Below are 18,064 nucleotides of genomic sequence, written 5' to 3' on the forward strand. Positions count from 1 at the left end.
ATAAAAAGGGCTGCATTCGCAGCCCTTTAATGGTATTTAAACTCGGTTCAGAGATTAATACTGTGGTTTAGTCATTGCCGCACCAGCTTGACTTTGCGCTGACTGGCTGCCTGCTGCACGAGTTGCAATTCGTTCAGCATGGAAAGGTGCTGATACGATTTCAATCTCTTTGAGCAACAAAGAGCCAGAGGCTTTGGTCATCGGAGAGAATGCATGCGCTTTGATTGTTTTAGGTAATACGGCTTCAGGTGCCTTAGTTACTGCTTCAACCTTCAATGCTGGTACTTTCTCTGTCGTGGCTTTTTCTTCGACAACGAGCTCAATAGCGGTAGTCTTTTCAATAACAACTTCTGCGATCACTGGCTCCGAAATAACGGCTTCTACAGTGACCGACTCTGTGACTGAAACCGATTCTGTTACCACTGCCGATGGTACTTGAGGTTCAATAGCGTCCTGCAAAGAGACTGTAACAGGTTCTTCAACGACGCTCAGGTTCTCTTCGTGGCGAATAATGACCTTACCCATTGCCATTTCAGGGAAAGCAAAACCACCTAACGTTATCTCGGTATTGTTATCTACGACATCTGCCACTTGTTGAACAGGTTCAACCGCTGCGACTTGCTCTGTTACCGGTGCTTGATACACTGGTTTAGAGAGGTCATAACGAGGCATCACTTTACCCATTGCCATCTCAGGAGAGGCAACCCCACCTTTGCGTAAACGGAATGGGTTAGGGCGACGATCACGACCACGGCGTCGACGTTGACCACTGGCTCGTAAATGACGAGGGGAGCGGCGATTGCGACGTTGATTTTGATCGTCATTCTCATTGTCGTCATTTTGTGTAACAACCGATGTCTCAACAGATTGTGCTGTTTCAGCTTTTACGGCTTCAATAACCTCTGCTGCCGGGGTTGTATTGATCAACATTTCAGCTTCTGGTTGTTCTTGAGCGATTGTCTGATCTTTTACGCGAACTTGTTTGTTTAACTTACGGCGTTGACGGCGTTCTTTGACTTTTGCCGTTTTCTCTTCCGTTTTATCTTCATTCGCTGTCAAGGTAACGGCTTGCGCTTCAGCCGCAAGTTGTAGCCCTTGCTCCGCTAACTTTTCAGATTTGCTGTCATCACGCTTGTTGCGGCGCTCTTGTTTTGGCTTGCGAGCTTGTGTCTTACGAGGCTCGTTGGTAGCAACAATTTCTTTGTCTTGTGTTTCTTCAACAAGAGCAGAGGTATTGACAGGTTTACGTTTGTTTCTGTCACGGTTTGCGTTGTCGCGATTAACATTTTCACCGCGTCCGTTACGACGACGTTGGTCATTTCGATCACGACGCTGGCGTGGTGCTTGGCTACGTTCGTTTTCTTGTTTTTGTTGCTCTTCCTCAGTTTTCACCTCTTCCGTGGTGGTTGAGAAGATGCTACCAAGAGCTTTAACGATGCGGCCAAATAGACCTGGTTTGCCTGGTTCAACAGCGATCTCTTTGACTGGAACCGCTACTTCTGCTTTAGGTGCTGGAGCTGGAATAGTTTGTGCTGGAGCAGCAAACCCTTTCAACGCTGGTTCTTCAATGCGTTTTGGTTTGAAATCGATATCTGAGCTTTCTTTACCTTCTGCTTCTTTCAGTGCTTCTAGTTTCATTGGCACTAAGTAAGAGAGTATTTCTTGCTCTTCCCCTTCACGGACACGGATCACTTCAAAATGAGGCGTTTCCATTTCAGAGTTAGGGACAATGGTAATCTCGACTTCTTGAATACGTTCAATATGATTGATTGAGCGACGTTTTTCATTGAGTAGATAAGATGCAATAGGAACGGGAACCACCGCCATAACTTGAGCGGTATTATCTTTTAGTGCTTCTTCTTCAATGAGACGTAAAACAGAGAGCGCAAGAGATTCATTATCACGAACCACTCCGGTACCAGAACAGCGTGGGCAGATATGGTGACTTGCTTCGGCAAGTGATGGGCTCAAGCGCTGACGCGACATTTCTAACAAGCCAAAACGTGAAATTCGGCCAATTTGTACGCGAGCACGATCTAGGCGTACAGCATCGCGTAAACGGTTTTCTACTTCACGTTGGTGACGAACAGGAGTCATATCGATGAAATCGATAACCACTAATCCGCCCAAATCGCGCAGACGTAATTGGCGAGCAATTTCATCGGCTGCTTCTAAGTTGGTGTTAAGCGCAGTCTCTTCAATATCGCCGCCTTTTGTTGCACGAGCAGAGTTGATATCAATTGAGGTCAATGCTTCGGTTGGGTCGATAACAATAGAGCCACCAGAAGGCAAACGCACTTCACGCTGGAAAGCCGATTCGATTTGGCTTTCAATTTGGTAATGACTAAATAGGGGTACTTCACCGTCGTATTTTTTTACACGACTCACGAAGTCAGGACGCACCAAACGAATGTGCTCAAGGGCACGTTCATAAATAGTGTTGCTATCAATTAGAATTTCACCAATGTCACGACGCAGATAATCACGAATTGCGCGTACAATGACGTTGCTCTCTTGGTGAATAAGTAGCGGTGCAGGACGCAAATCAGAAGCCTGTTTGATTGCGCTCCAGTGATTGAGCAAAACGTTTAAGTCCCACTCTAGCTCTTCCGCACTTTTACCCACACCTGCAGTGCGAACGATAAGGCCCATGCCTTGAGGAAGCTCTAAACTGCTCAATGCGGTTTTTAATTCGGTACGCTCATCGCCTTCGATACGGCGTGAAATACCACCGGCACGAGGGTTGTTTGGCATAAGAACTAGGTAGCTGCCAGCAAGGGAAATGAATGTGGTCAACGCAGCGCCTTTGCTGCCTCGCTCTTCCTTTTCAACTTGGACAATAACTTCTTGGCCTTCTTTAAGCGCTTCTTTGATGTTTGGACGGCCTTGGTAAGTGTAGCCATCAGGGAAATATTCGCGGGCAATTTCTTTGAGAGGAAGGAAACCGTGACGTTCAGCGCCGTAATCAACAAATGCAGCTTCTAAACTCGGTTCAACACGGGTGATACGTCCTTTATAGATGTTCGCCTTTTTAGATTCATGCCCTGGACTTTCGATGTCTAGATCAAAAAGTCGTTGGCCATCAACCAGCGCGACACGCAACTCTTCTTTTTGAGTTGCGTTAATTAGCATTCTTTTCATTTAAAAATCTCGTTATCTTTCTTTAGTTTTGATTATTGGACTTGTTGCTGGGTTTCGTTTTCACGGTGCCAGATCCCATGACTAAAAGGTGCAGCCTCCCGGCTGGAGGGGATGCTCTAGGGCACTTCAGTTATCGCACGCACACGATTGCCTGCGATCCGCGTATTGGCGGAAAATACTCAACATGAAATGACGATGAGTAGAGCAACAAGATAGCTTCGCTCAATAGTGTCTTACGCCATGTGCAGCACATTGACGCTTAGCAGTCTACTCACTATTTTGCTCAAAAATGGACGGTAAAGAATAAAAAATCACCGAATCATTCATTGCAGCTGTGAACTATAGCAGTGACAGGTAAACACAGCAATCTGCTTTGTTATGAACAGGTCAAAAAAATGAGAATAGGTCTAAAAGTTAGATGGCTAATTTAATGTTTATCAAAGAGTTTTAGTTGTTAAAGTAAGAATTGTAATGGGTAATATTTAATTTTATCCACAGTCACATTTCAATTGGTGTAATTCTCGCCAATTTGCCATTAAACAGCAGATGAAAATATTCTTTTTTGTGGCGAAGAAAATGTGAATTTAAACAATTTACAGTGGTACAATGGCGCCCATGAGTGAAATTAGAACCCAAGTCCAGCTCATCGATATCGATGAAGATATGGCTGGTCAACGCATTGACAATTTTTTGCGTAACCAATTAAAAAACGTTCCCAAAAGTATGGTTTACCGAATCCTGCGCAAAGGAGAGGTTCGTGTAAATAAAAAACGCATCAAAGCAGAATATAAGTTATCGGCTGGTGATGTGGTGAGAATACCACCAGTGACTCTCGAACAGTCGGATCAAGAGAGCAACACACCCAATACCAAATTGAGTAAAGTCGCCGAGCTAGAACACTGCATTATTTTTGAGGATGAGCACTTACTTATTCTGAATAAACCTTCCGGTACGGCTGTTCATGGTGGGAGTGGTTTGAAATTTGGCGCAATTGAAGCGCTGCGGGCATTGCGCCCAGAAGCTCGCTTTTTGGAATTGGTGCACCGTATCGATCGCGATACGTCGGGCATTTTATTAGTGGCTAAAAAGCGCTCCGCACTGCGCCATCTCCAAGCCCAGTTTAGAGAAAAAACGATTCAAAAATATTACTTTGCTTTAGTTATGGGGCAATGGAAAAGCAGCTGTAAAGTCGTGAATGCGCCACTATTGAAAAATGAAGTGAACAGCATTGTGCGAGTCAATCCAAACGGTAAAGCATCGGAAACGCGCTTTAAGATCCTTGAACAGTTTGCACAAGCAACTTTGGTGCAAGCCAGTCCGATCACTGGCCGTACTCATCAGATCCGCGTTCATACTCAGTATACAGGGCACCCGATTGCGTGGGATGATCGTTATGGTGACCGCCGTTTTGACGCATATACCGCACAGTTTGGCATTGACCGATTATTCTTACACGCGGCCAATATTCGTTTTATTCACCCTTCGACAGAGGCGTTAATGGACATTAATGCACCACTCGATACTCAACTAGAGCAAGCATTAGTCAAATTGAGAAACGCTTAAGGCCAGCTTTCATTCGCTAACGAGTAGCAACATAGTAGAAACATAAAGTAATGGTCGAAGTCATGGTATAAAAGTGAGCGCAGATCAAGGCGCTCACTGTTAATCATTATCCTAAAACGGTAATGCCTTGAGACTCAAGCATTGAGACTAGCTTAATTAATGGTAACCCAACCAAACTATTAGGGTCATCACCTTCTAAACGTTCAAAAAGTGCAATGCCTAGGCCCTCACACATAAAGCTGCCTGCGCACTGTAGTGGCTGTTCTTTTGCCACGTAAGCCGTCACCATCTCGCTAGATAAAGAGCGAAAATGAACCGTGAAGGGTTCTACGGTGACCATGCATTGACCAGAGACTGAGTTGTAAACCGCAAGCCCAGTATAAAAAGTGATGGCTTTTCCACTTTGTTTGAGTAACTGCTTAATGGCTTGTTCTTGAGTATGAGGTTTGCCAATAATCTCACCGTCAATCACGCAAACTTGATCAGAACCGATGACTAAACTGGGTTGGTTTGGATGGCAAGATCTTGCTTTCGTTTCCGCTAAACGAGTCACCAAATCTTGTGCGGACTCACCAGATAACGGAGTTTCGTCGCAATTAGGCGAGCAGGTAACAAAAGGTAAATCCAGCTTTTTAAGTAATTGCTGCCGAAACGGCGAAGTAGATGCTAAAACTAGTTGGTAATTTTGCATTTTGATTTAGAATTGCTGCGAATTTTACCGCAGCATATATCAATCAGACATGCTGTACATAATTCTCTCAGTGGAAAGGGGAAAAAACGAACTTTTTTGCCTTTTTCTTTGACTAAAACCGATTTGGAAGATAATATTCGCGCCCTATGCAAAAGGTAAAAATACCGCGATCGATTGATCCGGCTAAAGCAGCTCAAAAACGACTTGATTGTGATGGTATCATCCAACTCAGTCTTTTTAAGCGTTTAGAAGAATCAGTCGCAGGCGTTAAACGCGACGCACAAGTCTCATTGTCATTTGGGCTTGATGAACAGCGACTAGTTGTTATCTCTGGTAAAGCTAACATCTCTGTCGATTTAGAGTGTCAACGCTGTAACAAGGTTTTCGCACATGAGTGCGAAGTCCAGTTCAAGTATACTCCTTACTTGGGGAGTAAAACGGATGAAGACGCACCGGAAGAGTACGATTTGGTAGATCCGAATGAGTACGGTGAGATCGACCTTGTACAATTAGTTGAAGACGAGTTCATCATTAATTTGCCACAAGTAGCAATGCACGATAGAGCGGAATGTAGCGTTAATTCAGACAATTTAGTATTTGGTGAACTTCCAGAAGAACTAGCGGAAGAAAAGCCGAATCCATTTGATGTTTTAAAAAACTTAAAACGATAATTCGTTATAGGTTAAGACAAAGGAGTAGGGTCAATGGCCGTACAAAAGAGCAAAAAATCACGCGCACGTCGTGGCATGCGTCGTTCACATGATGCGCTAACTACATCTGCACTATCTGTAGATGCGACTTCAGGTGAAACTCACCTACGTCACAACATGACTGCTGACGGTTATTACCGTGGCAAAAAGGTTATCAGCAAGTAAGGTTGACCTTTGCAATATTTAACCGTTGCACTTGATGCAATGGGCGGGGATTTCGGTCCTCGCGTAACAGTGCCTGCCGCCGTGCAGGCACTGTCGCATTTCCCAGAGCTCAAAGTGATCCTCGTTGGTGATCAAGTGTTGATCACACATCAATTATCTCAATTAGGTTATGAACTTAATACTCGCTTGAGTATTTTGCACAGTGACCGCGTTATTTCTAACTCCGAAAAACCTTCTCTGGCCTTACGCAATAGTGCTGGAAGTTCAATGGGCATCGCAATTGACCTAGTTTCTGATAGCCGTGCTGATGCTTGTGTCAGTGGTGGTAATACAGGTGCGCTCATGGCGTTATCTCGTTTTCGTCTGAAATTGCTGCCCGGCATTGATCGTCCGGCATTAGTTTCAGCGTTGCCGACGGCTTCAGGTCAACGCACTTGGATGCTGGATTTGGGTGCGAACGTATCAAGTGATGCAGATTCTCTGTTTCAATTTGCTGTCATGGGGAGTGCGCTAGCCGAACAGCATTTAGGCCGCTCTGCAAAAGTTGCCATCCTTAATATTGGTGCGGAAGAGATTAAAGGGAATGATTTAGTGAAGCGTTGCGCTGAAATGTTGAATCAAACTCAGGCCGTCAACTATATCGGCTATATCGAAGGTAATCAGTTGTTGGATGATGTCGCTGATGTGATTGTTTGCGATGGTTTCGTCGGTAATGTTTGCCTGAAAGCATGTGAAGGCACAGCACAACTCTTTATTGATAAGTTAAAAAGCCAACTTTTGGGCTCATCCATAAAGGGTTGGATTGCACGAAAACTGTTTTCTTCATTATTTACTGAACTAAAAACATTGAACCCCGACCAGTATAACGGCGCAAGTTTGTTAGGATTGCGCGGCATTGTCATAAAAAGTCATGGAAGTGCTGATGTACTCGCCGTCGTGAATGCGATTTCCGAAGCGGTACACGAGGTCAAACGACAAGTCCCCAGCCGTATAAGCGATCGTTTGGAAGCGGTTTTACTCGAGAGGCATTATTAGTCTTCATGTATAGCAAAATTTTAGGTACTGGCAGCTACTTGCCATCTCAGGTGCGTACCAACGCAGATTTAGAGAAAATGGTAGAGACAAGCGATGAGTGGATTATTGCCCGTACGGGTATTCGTGAGCGCCGTATTTGCGCGGAGAATGAAACCGTTGCGGATATGGCTTTCTATGCAGCGCAAAATGCCATTCAAATGGCCGGCATTGATAAAAACGATATTGATCTGATTATTGTTGCCACAACCAGCAGTAGCCATGCATTTCCTTCGGCAGCATGTCAGGTACAAGGCAAGCTTGGCATCAAAGGATGTCCTGCTTTTGATTTAGCGGCGGCCTGTTCGGGTTTTGTCTATGGATTATCGATTGCAGATCAACACATTAAATCGGGTATGTGTAAAAACATTCTTGTCATTGGTGCTGATGCCTTGTCTAAAACTTGCGATCCAACGGACCGTTCGACGATCATTTTATTTGGTGATGGCGCAGGCGCCGTCATTATTGGTGCAAGTGAAGAGCCAGGGATTTTGTCGACTCATATCTATTCTGATGGTGAGTTTGGTGAGCTCTTGAGTTTACCTGTTCCAGAGCGTGGTGGTGATGCTGATAAATGGCTCTATATGGCGGGTAATGAAGTCTTTAAAGTGGCAGTGACGCAACTCTCTAAGCTTGTTAAAGATACGCTTGCTGCCAATAACATGCACAAATCAGAATTAGATTGGTTAGTGCCTCATCAAGCTAACTATCGCATTATTTCCGCGACCGCGAAAAAACTATCGATGTCACTTGACCAAGTTGTCATAACGCTTGATCGCCATGGTAATACGTCTGCTGCTACCGTCCCAACCGCGCTCGATGAAGCCGTGCGAGATGGTCGAATTCAACGTGGTCAAACGTTATTGCTTGAAGCCTTCGGTGGTGGTTTTACTTGGGGCTCGGCACTCGTTAAGTTTTAAGCGGATAGATTTTTATTTTAAGGGGTTGGTTCAACCTCTTGTTTTTACTTAAGGAAACAAACAATGAGCAAGTTTGCTATCGTATTTCCAGGTCAAGGCTCGCAATCAGTTGGTATGCTTGCAGAACTTGGTCAGCAGTATGATGTCATTCAACAGACATTTGCCGAAGCTTCTGAAGTGCTGGGTTATGATTTATGGGCATTGGTACAAAATGGCCCAGTAGAAGATCTTAATCAAACCTCTCGTACTCAACCGGCATTACTCGCTTCTTCTGTTGCCCTTTGGCGGCTATGGCAAAGCCTAGGTTTAGAGCAGCCAGCCTTGTTTGCTGGCCATAGCTTGGGTGAGTATTCCGCACTGGTGTGTGCTGGTGTAGTTGACTTTAAGCAAGCCACCAAATTAGTAGAGCTGCGTGGTCAGTTAATGCAAGAAGCCGTTCCGGAAGGTGTAGGTGCGATGTCGGCTATTATCGGTCTTGATGATGAGCTGATAGCAAAAGCGTGTGAAGAAGCTGCTCAAGGTGAAGTGGTTTCACCAGTTAACTTTAACTCGCCAGGCCAAGTTGTCATCGCAGGCAACAAAGATGCGGTTGAACGTGCAGGTCAGTTATGCAAAGAGGCCGGAGCAAAGCGCGCGCTGCCATTGCCAGTTTCTGTTCCTTCTCACTGTGCTTTAATGAAGCCAGCAGCAGACAAGTTAGCGGTTGCATTACAATCGATTGAATTTAATGCACCACAAATTCCGGTTATCAACAATGTGGATGTAATAGCAGAAATTGATCCGGCCAAAATTAAAGATGCGTTAGTTCGTCAACTATACAGCCCTGTTCGTTGGACAGAATGTGTGCAGTTGATGAATGAGCAAGGCATAGAAAAGCTGCTTGAAGTTGGCCCAGGCAAAGTTTTGACAGGCCTGACTAAGCGCATTATTAAATCGCTTGAATCAGCAGTAGTGAATGACATTGCTTCACTTGATGCCGTTAAGTAATCAAAGGAAAGAATAGATGATGAACCTAGAAGGCAAAATTGCTCTCGTGACTGGCGCAAGCCGTGGTATTGGCCGAGCGATCGCTGAATTATTAGTTGAACGCGGTGCAACAGTGATCGGCACGGCTACTAGCGAAAGCGGTGCAGCGGCAATCAGTGAATATCTTGGTAATAATGGTAAAGGCCTAGCGCTGAACGTGACGGATGTGGAATCTATCGCAGCGACGCTGAAAACCATCAATGACGAGTTTGGCGTGATCGATATTCTTGTGAATAATGCCGGGATTACTCGTGATAATCTCTTAATGCGCATGAAAGATGATGAATGGTCAGATATTATTGATACCAATTTAACGTCTATCTTCCGCTTATCGAAAGCGGTGCTACGTGGCATGATGAAAAAGCGCAATGGTCGCATCATCAATGTGGGCTCTGTTGTCGGTACTATGGGTAACGCTGGTCAAACCAACTACGCAGCGGCAAAAGCGGGCGTAATTGGCTTTACTAAGTCTATGGCTCGTGAAGTTGCATCTCGTGGTGTGACGGTTAACACAGTTGCGCCAGGTTTTATCGAAACAGATATGACAAAAGCGCTGAATGATGACCAACGTACTGCTACACTAGCCCAAGTGCCAGCTGGCCGCTTAGGCGACCCACGCGAAATTGCGTCGGCAGTGGTATTTTTAGCTTCTCCAGAGGCTGCCTACATTACGGGTGAAACTTTGCACGTAAATGGCGGGATGTACATGGTATAAGTTGGTTTTTGAACGTTATTGATGAAATAAAGGCTTTGCTATTGTCAACAACGTGTAAAACTTGCTAACTATATGCGCAACATTTGTGCATGATTTAAGTCAAAAATGGTCTTAATTTCGGTTAAAATCGGTAAAATTGTGGTTTGACCAGCAATGACCCACTTGCAACTTTCCCTAGTTAGAATAAACTACGGAACCATCGCATTAGGCGAAATCTGTAAAGGAAAAGAAAACATGAGCAACATCGAAGAACGCGTAAAGAAAATCATTGTTGAACAGCTAGGTGTAGACGAAGCAGAAGTAAAGAATGAAGCTTCTTTCGTAGAAGATCTAGGTGCTGATTCTCTAGATACAGTTGAGCTAGTAATGGCTCTAGAAGAAGAATTCGATACTGAAATTCCAGATGAAGAAGCTGAGAAGATCACTACTGTTCAAGCTGCAATCGACTACGTAAACAGCGCTCAGTAATATCTCTCCCCAGGCGGCCCTCTGGCCGCCTGAGTTTTTCTAACTCTTCTATACCTCTCATAGAACTTTTCAACTCCGGAGAATATGATCGTGTCCAAGCGTCGTGTCGTTGTCACTGGCATGGGTATGTTGTCACCGGTAGGCAACACTGTAGAATCTTCTTGGAAAGCCCTGCTAGCTGGTCAAAGCGGTATCGTTAATATCGAACATTTTGATACCACCAATTTTTCAACTCGTTTTGCAGGTCTAGTCAAAGACTTTAACTGCGAAGAGTATATGTCTAAAAAAGATGCCCGTAAGATGGATCTCTTTATCCAGTACGGTATTGCGGCGGGTATCCAAGCACTTAATGATTCTGGTATCACAGTAACTCCAGAAAATGCCCCAAGAATCGGTGTTGCTATCGGCTCTGGTATTGGTGGTCTTGATTTAATTGAAACTGGCCATCATGCCTTGGTAGAAAAAGGCCCACGTAAAGTGAGCCCGTTCTTTGTACCCTCAACGATTGTCAACATGGTTTCAGGCAACTTGTCTATCATGCGTGGTCTTCGTGGTCCAAATATCGCTATTTCTACCGCATGCACAACAGGTTTACATAACATTGGCCATGCGGCACGTATGATTGCATACGGTGATGCCGATGCGATGGTGGCAGGTGGTGCAGAAAAAGCATCGACACCACTTGGCATGGCGGGTTTTGGCGCAGCAAAAGCATTGTCTACGCGTAATGATGAACCGCAAAAAGCGTCTCGTCCTTGGGACAAGGGCCGTGATGGCTTTGTTCTAGGCGATGGTGCGGGTGTTATGGTTCTTGAAGAATATGAACATGCTAAAGCACGCGGTGCGAAGATTTACGCTGAGTTAGTTGGCTTTGGTATGTCTGGTGATGCTTATCACATGACTTCACCAAGCGAAGACGGTTCAGGCGGTGCGTTAGCGATGGAAGCCGCGATGCGTGATGCGGGCGTAACAGGTACTCAAATCGGTTACGTCAACGCGCATGGTACTTCGACTCCAGCTGGTGATGTTGCGGAAATTAAAGGTGTTAAGCGCGCTTTAGGTGAAGAAGGTTCGAAACAAGTTCTTGTCTCTTCTACTAAATCGATGACTGGTCATTTGCTAGGCGCGGCTGGTTCTGTTGAAGCCATTATCACCGTTATGTCATTAGTTGACCAAATTGTTCCACCAACCATTAACCTTGATGATCCAGAAGAAGGTTTAGGCATTGATCTTGTTCCACACACTGCCCGCAAAGTGGAAGGTATGGAATATGCAATCTGTAACTCTTTTGGTTTTGGTGGTACAAACGGCTCGTTGATTTTCAAAAAAATCTAATGATTGTGGTTGTGACACTTGAGTTTGAACGGCTTGATGCTTAGCATTGAGCCGTTTCTTTTTGTGGGGTAAGCACGATGTTTTGGGTAAATGGACAACCTAGTGACACTCTATCTCTTACTGATCGCTCTTTTCAGTATGGGGATGGTTGCTTCACAACGATTCTCGTTTGCGCTGGTGAGCTTCAATATTGGGATATGCACGTTGAACGCATGGAATCTTGTTTGCGGTGTTTAGCTATTCCCGCCCCTGATTGGCGGCAAGTTGAACATTGGCTCTCAACGATCGTTCCTCGTACCGCAAAATCTGGTGTGAAAATTCATATTAGCCGCGGACAAGGTGGTCGGGGTTATAGCCCTGCTAACGTTGGCGATTCTCAAGTCACTATCAGTACCTTTGAGTATCCAGCCCATTATGGTCAGTGGATAGCCGATGGTATCGAGCTTGGTGTATGCCAACAGCGGATGGGACTCTCGCCATTATTGGCGGGTCACAAACATAACAATCGACTAGAACAAGTTTTATTGAAGTCAGAGATGGATGCAAAAGGGTACGCTGACGGCATCGCGCTAGACATCAATGAGCATGTCATAGAAACTACGGTTGCAAATATTTTTTGGGTGTCAGGGGATAGGTTATGTACGCCAAGCTTAGATAATGCAGGCGTAGCTGGGGTTATTCGCCGTGTATTATTGGCTGCGGCTACCGATCTCAAGGTTGAGGTGAGAGCATTCTCATTAGAAGAGTTATTGTCGGCAGATGAAGTGTTTATTACTAACTCCTTATTAGGCGTTGCGCCTGTCACGGCAATTGCAAATACGATTTTCCCTATTGGTAAAATAACACGCTATTTTCAGGAGCGTTTTAACTCGTGATTAATCGAATCCTCGTTGTATTACTACTGATCATTATCGCCGTTGGAGCTGGATATTTCTACATTGAGCGACAGGTAGATGCTTATTTAGAACAGCCTCTATCGCTTCCTTCATCGCAAGTCGTGACCATAAAATCTGGTACAAGCCTTAATGGCGTATTAACGCTATTGAATGAGAAAAAATGGATAACGGATTTTTCGATGTACAAGTTAGTGCGACGTCTGCATCCTGAAATAACCAAAATTAAGGCGGGAACTTACCAAGTACAACCCGGAGATCGATTGATCGATCTCTTAAGTGACGTGATATCCGGTAAAGAGCATCAGTTCTCTATTACCTTTGTCGAAGGGAGCCGCTTTAATGAGTGGCGAGCTCTGCTTGCACAAACTGAAGGCGTGACAAACACGATAGCTGATTTGGCAGAAGCCGACATTGCCCAAAAATTAGGCATTGAGCAGCAAAAGCTTGAAGGATTGTTTCTAGCGGAGACTTATCATTTCCCTTTTGGAACGACCGATCTTGAGATCCTAAAAAGGGCCAATAGACGTCTTGAGAAAATACTCGATCAACATTGGGCCAATCGCCAGCCAAATCTGCCAATTAAAACGCCTTATGAAGCGTTGATTTTGGCGTCAATTATTGAAAAGGAAACGGCTATTGCTTCAGAGCGAGGGCGCATTGCCTCCGTTTTTGTCAATCGACTCAATAAACGGATGCGGCTACAGACTGATCCTACGGTCATTTACGGGCTTGGCGATGCCTATGATGGCAATCTTCGTAAAAAAGACTTAAGAACACCGACGCCATTTAATACTTATACTATTTTTGGTTTACCTCCTACGCCTATTGCGATGGCGGGGGAAGCCTCAATCAAAGCGGCATTAAACCCAGAGCAGAGTAATTATTTGTATTTTGTTGCCAGTGGCTCTGGTGGACACGTTTTTTCTAAAACATTGAATGAACATAATCGCGCTGTTCGCGCTTATTTAAAACAGTTAAGAACCCAGTCATGAATGCTAAATTTATTGTTGTAGAAGGTTTAGAAGGCGCAGGAAAAAGCACTGCTATTCAATCCATTAGAGAAACACTTATTGAGTTCGGCGTGACAAATATCACTCATACTCGTGAGCCGGGCGGGACTGTTTTAGCAGAAAAAATGCGCGCTTTAGTCAAAGAAGAGCATGACGGTGAAGTGCTTCAGGATATGACTGAGCTGCTATTAATGTACGCCGCTCGTGTTCAATTGGTTGAAAATGTGATTAAGCCTGCACTTGCGGCTGGTTCGTGGGTGGTTGGTGATCGCCATGATATGTCCTCTCAAGCCTACCAAGGTGGTGGGAGGCAAATTCCGCTAGAAACGATGCAAAACCTTAAAAAGGTAACGCTAGGTGATTTTAAGCCAGATTTTACTCTCTATTTGGACCTAGATCCGAGCATCGGTTTAGAAAGAGCCAGAGGTCGAGGTGAGCTTGATCGTATCGAAAAAATGGATATTGGTTTTTTTGAGCGCACGCGTGAACGTTACCTTGCCCTAGCTAAGGAAGATAAAAGCGTGGCTGTGATTAATGCTGAACAAACAATAGAAGCGGTGGCATTCTCTATCAAAGCAGCGTTAACCCAGTTTCTAGAAACCAATATGCTAGAGAGAAACTAGGGCTAAACATTGAGTAACAAATTAATGATAAATGATCTGTATCCTTGGTTAGCAGGCTATTGGCTTCAGTGGCAAACCAGCCTCAATAACCAGCAGTTCCCTGCGGCGAGCTTACTCGTTTCTCCCTCAGGGCTGGGCGCTGAACGGCTCATTGAGAAGTTGAGTGCAGCAGTGATGTGTTCGCATAGCCATTCAGAAGCGTGTGGGTTTTGTCATAGCTGCGAATTGATGAAGTCTGGTAGTCACCCTGATTTTCATCTGATCTCGCCTGAAAAAGAGGGGAAGGCGATTACCGTTGATCAAATTAGGCAATGCAATAAGTTGGCTCAAGAATCGGCGCAGCTTTCTGGTGCTCGCTTTATCGTTATTAATCCCGCCGATTCCATGAATGAATCAGCAGCGAATGCACTGCTCAAAACGTTAGAAGCTCCGGGGCGCAATTGTTTTTTCTTACTTGTCGCCTCTCGTATCAACCCATTACTCCCAACCATTATCAGTCGCTGTCAAAAAACGGTGCTGACACCACCGAGCAGTGAACAAGTCTCGCATTGGTTAAGTGAACAGACATCGCAACCTGTCCCTCCTTATGCGGCGCATTTAAATGGTTATTCACCACTAAATACGTTGGCGTTTATTCAATCGGGAGAGTTAGCAAAATATCAGGCTTTTGAGCAAAATATTGCTCATTGCTTAACCGATGCCAGTGCCGATATTTCCGCTTGTGTGAAGCAGATTAATGAGGCGCCTACCCAATATTTGGCTTGGTTGTGGACCATGTTGACCGATACGCAAAAGGTACAATTTGGCGTGGTTGAACAGCAGCAGCTTCCTATTAGCCTTCGATTAGCAAAACAGATCAGCTACCCAGTACTTTATCGCCAAACCAAGGCATTAACTCGTTTGATGGAAGAACTAAAGACGTTTAGTGGGCTCAATAGCGAGCTACTGATCAGCGATTGGCTATTTAACTTTAATGATGAGAAAACATGTTTGTAGATTCGCACTGCCACTTAGATAAACTTGATTACGATACGCTCCATATCGATGTTGCTGATGTAGTAGAAAAAGCTCGTCAAGCCAATGTTAAGCAATTGCTTTCTGTTGGCGTAACGCTGGATTCTTTTGAACCAATGTTAGAGCTTATTCAGCCCTTTGATAATGTTCATGCTTCTTGTGGTGTTCATCCACTTGACGTTGAAAGTCATTTTGAATTGACCCGCTTCCGTCAATACGTGAGTCATCCCAAAGTGGTGGCGATTGGCGAAACGGGGCTAGATTATCACTATCAACCGGAAACGGCTGAGTTACAGAAGTTACGGTTTTCACAGCACATTGAAACCGCCGTTGCCCTTAACAAACCTTTGATTATTCATACACGAAATGCCCGGGCTGATACTCTTGAAATGCTCCGTGATGGTGGGGCAGAAAGGTGCGGTGGTGTTATCCATTGTTTTACTGAAGATCTTGCCTTTGCACAAGCCGCTATGGAGCTTGGCTTTTATATTTCTATCTCAGGAATTGTCACGTTTAGACAAGCGACAGAATTGAAAGAAGTTGTGAAGGCGCTGCCCTTGGAACGCTTGCTGATTGAAACTGATTCCCCTTATCTTGCGCCGGTTCCACACCGTGGTCAGCAAAATCAGCCGGCCTACGTTGTTGAGGTTGCTGCTTATATCGCACAGCTAAAAAATCTGTCATTAAAAGAAATTGAAGAAAAAACGACCGAAAATTACCAAAATCTTTTTTTGCGACGGAAAGTTGAATTGTCGTGAGAAATGCGTGTAAGACGGCGTTTTTTATCAAGTTAGCGTGATAATTAACAACTTATTACCTTGTTTACTTAATCTGTTGAAAAAATAAGCTTGAAAGTTAAAATTGTAATTTTGTTACTAAAAATAACAAGTGCGCTAATTTTATTCACTCTGTGAAATTAATGGTATTTTTAACAATGTCATTATAAAACATGTAGTTATATTAATTGATTGGCAGAGTTTACACCCTCCCGCATTGTGATCGGTCTATTGTTTTGAAACAAAATTTCGTTACTAACTAGAAAGTTTGAGTGGCATCAAGATATATTTAGAGGCGAAAAATATAATGCGATATGTGGTTACATTTTCATTGGGTGCTAACATTTAGGCTACGGGGGTGTGCCGTTAGAACCCAAACAATTCTAATAACTTAATCAGGAGCATAAACATGTTTAAAAACCTTTTTGCAAACCTGCAGAAAGTTGGTAAGGCTCTGATGCTTCCAGTATCAGTTTTACCAGTTGCGGGTATTTTGCTTGGTGTGGGTGCAGCGAACTTTAGCTGGCTACCAGAAGTTGTTTCACATTTAATGGAACAAGCTGGTGGTTCGGTTTTTGGTCAAATGGCACTACTCTTTGCAGTAGGTGTAGCATTAGGCTTCACGAATAACGATGGTGTTTCAGGCCTGTCAGCAATTGTTGGCTATGGCATCATGGTTGCGACGCTAAAAGTAATGGCAGTCGTAATGGGTGTTGATAACATCGAGACAGGCGTTCTTGGTGGTATCCTTGCAGGTGGTGTTGCTGCTTGGGCATTCAATCGTTTTTACAAAATTCAACTTCCTGAATATCTTGGCTTCTTCGCGGGTAAACGTGCAGTACCAATCATTACGGGTTTCCTTGCGATTGCTCTAGGTATTGTTTTATCTATCATTTGGCCTCCTGTAGGTTCAGCTATCGCAACATTCTCTGATTGGGCTGCTAACCAAAACCCAGTAACCGCATTTGGTATCTACGGTGTTGTTGAGCGTTCATTGATTCCATTTGGTCTTCACCACATCTGGAACGTGCCTTTCTTCTATGAAGCAGGTACATGTACCAACAATGCAGGTACTACCGTTCACGGTATCATGACTTGTTTCTTGACTGCTGATGATGCGTCTCGCGCTGCAGGTAACGGTTTCGGTCAACTAGCGGGTGGCTACCTATTCAAAATGTTCGGTCTTCCAGCTGCAGCAATTGCAATTGCACACAGTGCTAAACCAGAAAACCGTGCCAAAGTAATGGGTATCATGGCGTCAGCTGCATTGACTTCATTCCTAACGGGTATTACAGAACCTATTGAGTTCTCGTTCCTATTCATCGCTCCAGTACTTTATGTTGTTCATGCTTTGCTAGCTGGTCTTGCTTATGTATTGACTAACGCTCTAGGTGTTGTTCACGGTCACACGTTCTCGAACGGTTTCATTGACTTTGTTGTTCAATCTCCTCGTGCTGAAAACATGTTGCTATTGGTTGGTCTAGGTATTGCTTATGCAGTTCTATACTATGTCGTGTTTACTTTCGTTATCCGTACGATGAACCTGAAAACTCCAGGTCGTGAAGATGAATCTGAAGAAGCTTCTTCTGCTACAGGTAGTGAGTTAGCTGGTGAACTTGTTGCAGCCTTTGGTGGTAAAGAAAACATCACTAACCTAGATGCATGTATTACTCGTCTACGCGTTTCTGTTGCTAAAACAGAAGCAGTAAACCAAGAGAAATTGAAACAGCTTGGTGCTGCGGGTGTTGTTGTTGTATCGGGTGGCGTTCAAGCTATCTTTGGTACTAAGTCTGACAACCTTAAAACTGAAATGGATGAGTGGATCCGTAACCACGGTTAATTCATATCTTTTCATTCCCCTATAAAAAAGGAGGCGAAAGCCTCCTTTTCTTTTGCCGCTAACTCGTTCATCAGCCATCCCCTATTTTTATAAGTTGATC

Annotated in this window: 17 protein-coding genes; 15 read left to right on the forward strand and 2 right to left on the reverse strand. The window is 44.4% G+C overall.

The annotated features are described in order from the left end of the window. Positions 1–54 precede the first annotated feature (54 nt). A complete protein-coding gene (rne, locus tag AACQ75_RS11990) occupies positions 55–3,141 on the reverse strand; it encodes a ribonuclease E (protein ID WP_170888708.1) in 3,087 nt (1,028 codons plus the stop codon). A gap of 615 nt (positions 3,142–3,756) precedes the next feature. Between rne and rluC the strand changes: the two genes are divergently transcribed. Beyond that, positions 3,757–4,704, forward strand: coding sequence for a 23S rRNA pseudouridine(955/2504/2580) synthase RluC (gene rluC, locus AACQ75_RS11995; protein WP_029189776.1), 948 nt, complete (start codon positions 3,757–3,759; stop codon positions 4,702–4,704). A gap of 106 nt (positions 4,705–4,810) precedes the next feature. Here the strand turns inward: rluC and AACQ75_RS12000 are convergent, their stop codons facing one another. After that, positions 4,811–5,395, reverse strand: coding sequence for a Maf family protein (locus AACQ75_RS12000; protein ID WP_017048545.1), 585 nt, complete (start codon positions 5,393–5,395; stop codon positions 4,811–4,813). Between the two features lie 146 nt (positions 5,396–5,541). Here AACQ75_RS12000 and yceD point away from each other — a divergent pair, with 146 nt between their 5' ends. The 14 genes from yceD (at position 5,542) to ptsG (ending at position 17,964) form a co-directional block, all read left to right on the forward strand. Further along, on the forward strand, positions 5,542–6,066 hold the full coding sequence (yceD, locus tag AACQ75_RS12005) for a 23S rRNA accumulation protein YceD (protein WP_010319120.1): 525 nt from the start codon (positions 5,542–5,544) through the stop codon (positions 6,064–6,066). Between the two features lie 33 nt (positions 6,067–6,099). Next, a complete protein-coding gene (gene rpmF / locus AACQ75_RS12010; RefSeq protein WP_010319119.1) occupies positions 6,100–6,270 on the forward strand; it encodes a 50S ribosomal protein L32 in 171 nt (56 codons plus the stop codon). Positions 6,271–6,279: 9 nt separating this feature from the next. Next, complete coding sequence (plsX, locus tag AACQ75_RS12015; RefSeq protein WP_017042562.1) at positions 6,280–7,305, forward strand: phosphate acyltransferase PlsX; 1,026 nt, start codon at positions 6,280–6,282, stop codon at positions 7,303–7,305. Between the two features lie 5 nt (positions 7,306–7,310). Next, positions 7,311–8,261, forward strand: coding sequence for a beta-ketoacyl-ACP synthase III (locus AACQ75_RS12020; RefSeq protein WP_010319117.1), 951 nt, complete (start codon positions 7,311–7,313; stop codon positions 8,259–8,261). A gap of 63 nt (positions 8,262–8,324) precedes the next feature. Beyond that, positions 8,325–9,248 (forward strand): ACP S-malonyltransferase, encoded by a 924-nt coding sequence (gene fabD, locus AACQ75_RS12025; protein ID WP_170888709.1) that lies wholly within the window; start codon positions 8,325–8,327, stop codon positions 9,246–9,248. Positions 9,249–9,267: 19 nt separating this feature from the next. After that, entirely contained in the window at positions 9,268–10,002 is a 735-nt protein-coding gene (gene fabG, locus AACQ75_RS12030; protein WP_026027249.1) for a 3-oxoacyl-ACP reductase FabG, read from the forward strand. A gap of 234 nt (positions 10,003–10,236) precedes the next feature. Then, entirely contained in the window at positions 10,237–10,470 is a 234-nt protein-coding gene (gene acpP, locus AACQ75_RS12035) for an acyl carrier protein (protein ID WP_014204679.1), read from the forward strand. Between the two features lie 90 nt (positions 10,471–10,560). Then, on the forward strand, positions 10,561–11,805 hold the full coding sequence (fabF, locus tag AACQ75_RS12040; RefSeq protein WP_026028275.1) for a beta-ketoacyl-ACP synthase II: 1,245 nt from the start codon (positions 10,561–10,563) through the stop codon (positions 11,803–11,805). A 77-nt stretch (positions 11,806–11,882) separates the two neighbouring features. After that, positions 11,883–12,680, forward strand: a complete 798-nt coding sequence (pabC, locus tag AACQ75_RS12045; protein ID WP_170888710.1) for an aminodeoxychorismate lyase — start codon at positions 11,883–11,885, stop codon at positions 12,678–12,680. Continuing rightward, entirely contained in the window at positions 12,677–13,693 is a 1,017-nt protein-coding gene (mltG, locus tag AACQ75_RS12050; RefSeq protein WP_017049103.1) for an endolytic transglycosylase MltG, read from the forward strand. Before pabC ends, mltG begins: the two co-directional genes overlap by 4 nt. Beyond that, positions 13,690–14,334, forward strand: a complete 645-nt coding sequence (gene tmk / locus AACQ75_RS12055; RefSeq protein ID WP_013856410.1) for a dTMP kinase — start codon at positions 13,690–13,692, stop codon at positions 14,332–14,334. Before mltG ends, tmk begins: the two co-directional genes overlap by 4 nt. Positions 14,335–14,343: 9 nt before the next feature. After that, entirely contained in the window at positions 14,344–15,330 is a 987-nt protein-coding gene (holB, locus tag AACQ75_RS12060; RefSeq protein ID WP_017049101.1) for a DNA polymerase III subunit delta', read from the forward strand. After that, on the forward strand, positions 15,321–16,106 hold the full coding sequence (locus AACQ75_RS12065; protein ID WP_170888711.1) for a TatD family hydrolase: 786 nt from the start codon (positions 15,321–15,323) through the stop codon (positions 16,104–16,106). Before holB ends, AACQ75_RS12065 begins: the two co-directional genes overlap by 10 nt. Before the next feature lie 427 nt (positions 16,107–16,533). Beyond that, positions 16,534–17,964 (forward strand): PTS glucose transporter subunit IIBC, encoded by a 1,431-nt coding sequence (gene ptsG, locus AACQ75_RS12070; protein ID WP_013856413.1) that lies wholly within the window; start codon positions 16,534–16,536, stop codon positions 17,962–17,964. Positions 17,965–18,064 lie beyond the last annotated feature (100 nt).

It is taken from the genome of Vibrio sp. B1-2 (assembly GCF_963888445.1).
GTDB lineage: Bacteria > Pseudomonadota > Gammaproteobacteria > Enterobacterales > Vibrionaceae > Vibrio > Vibrio anguillarum.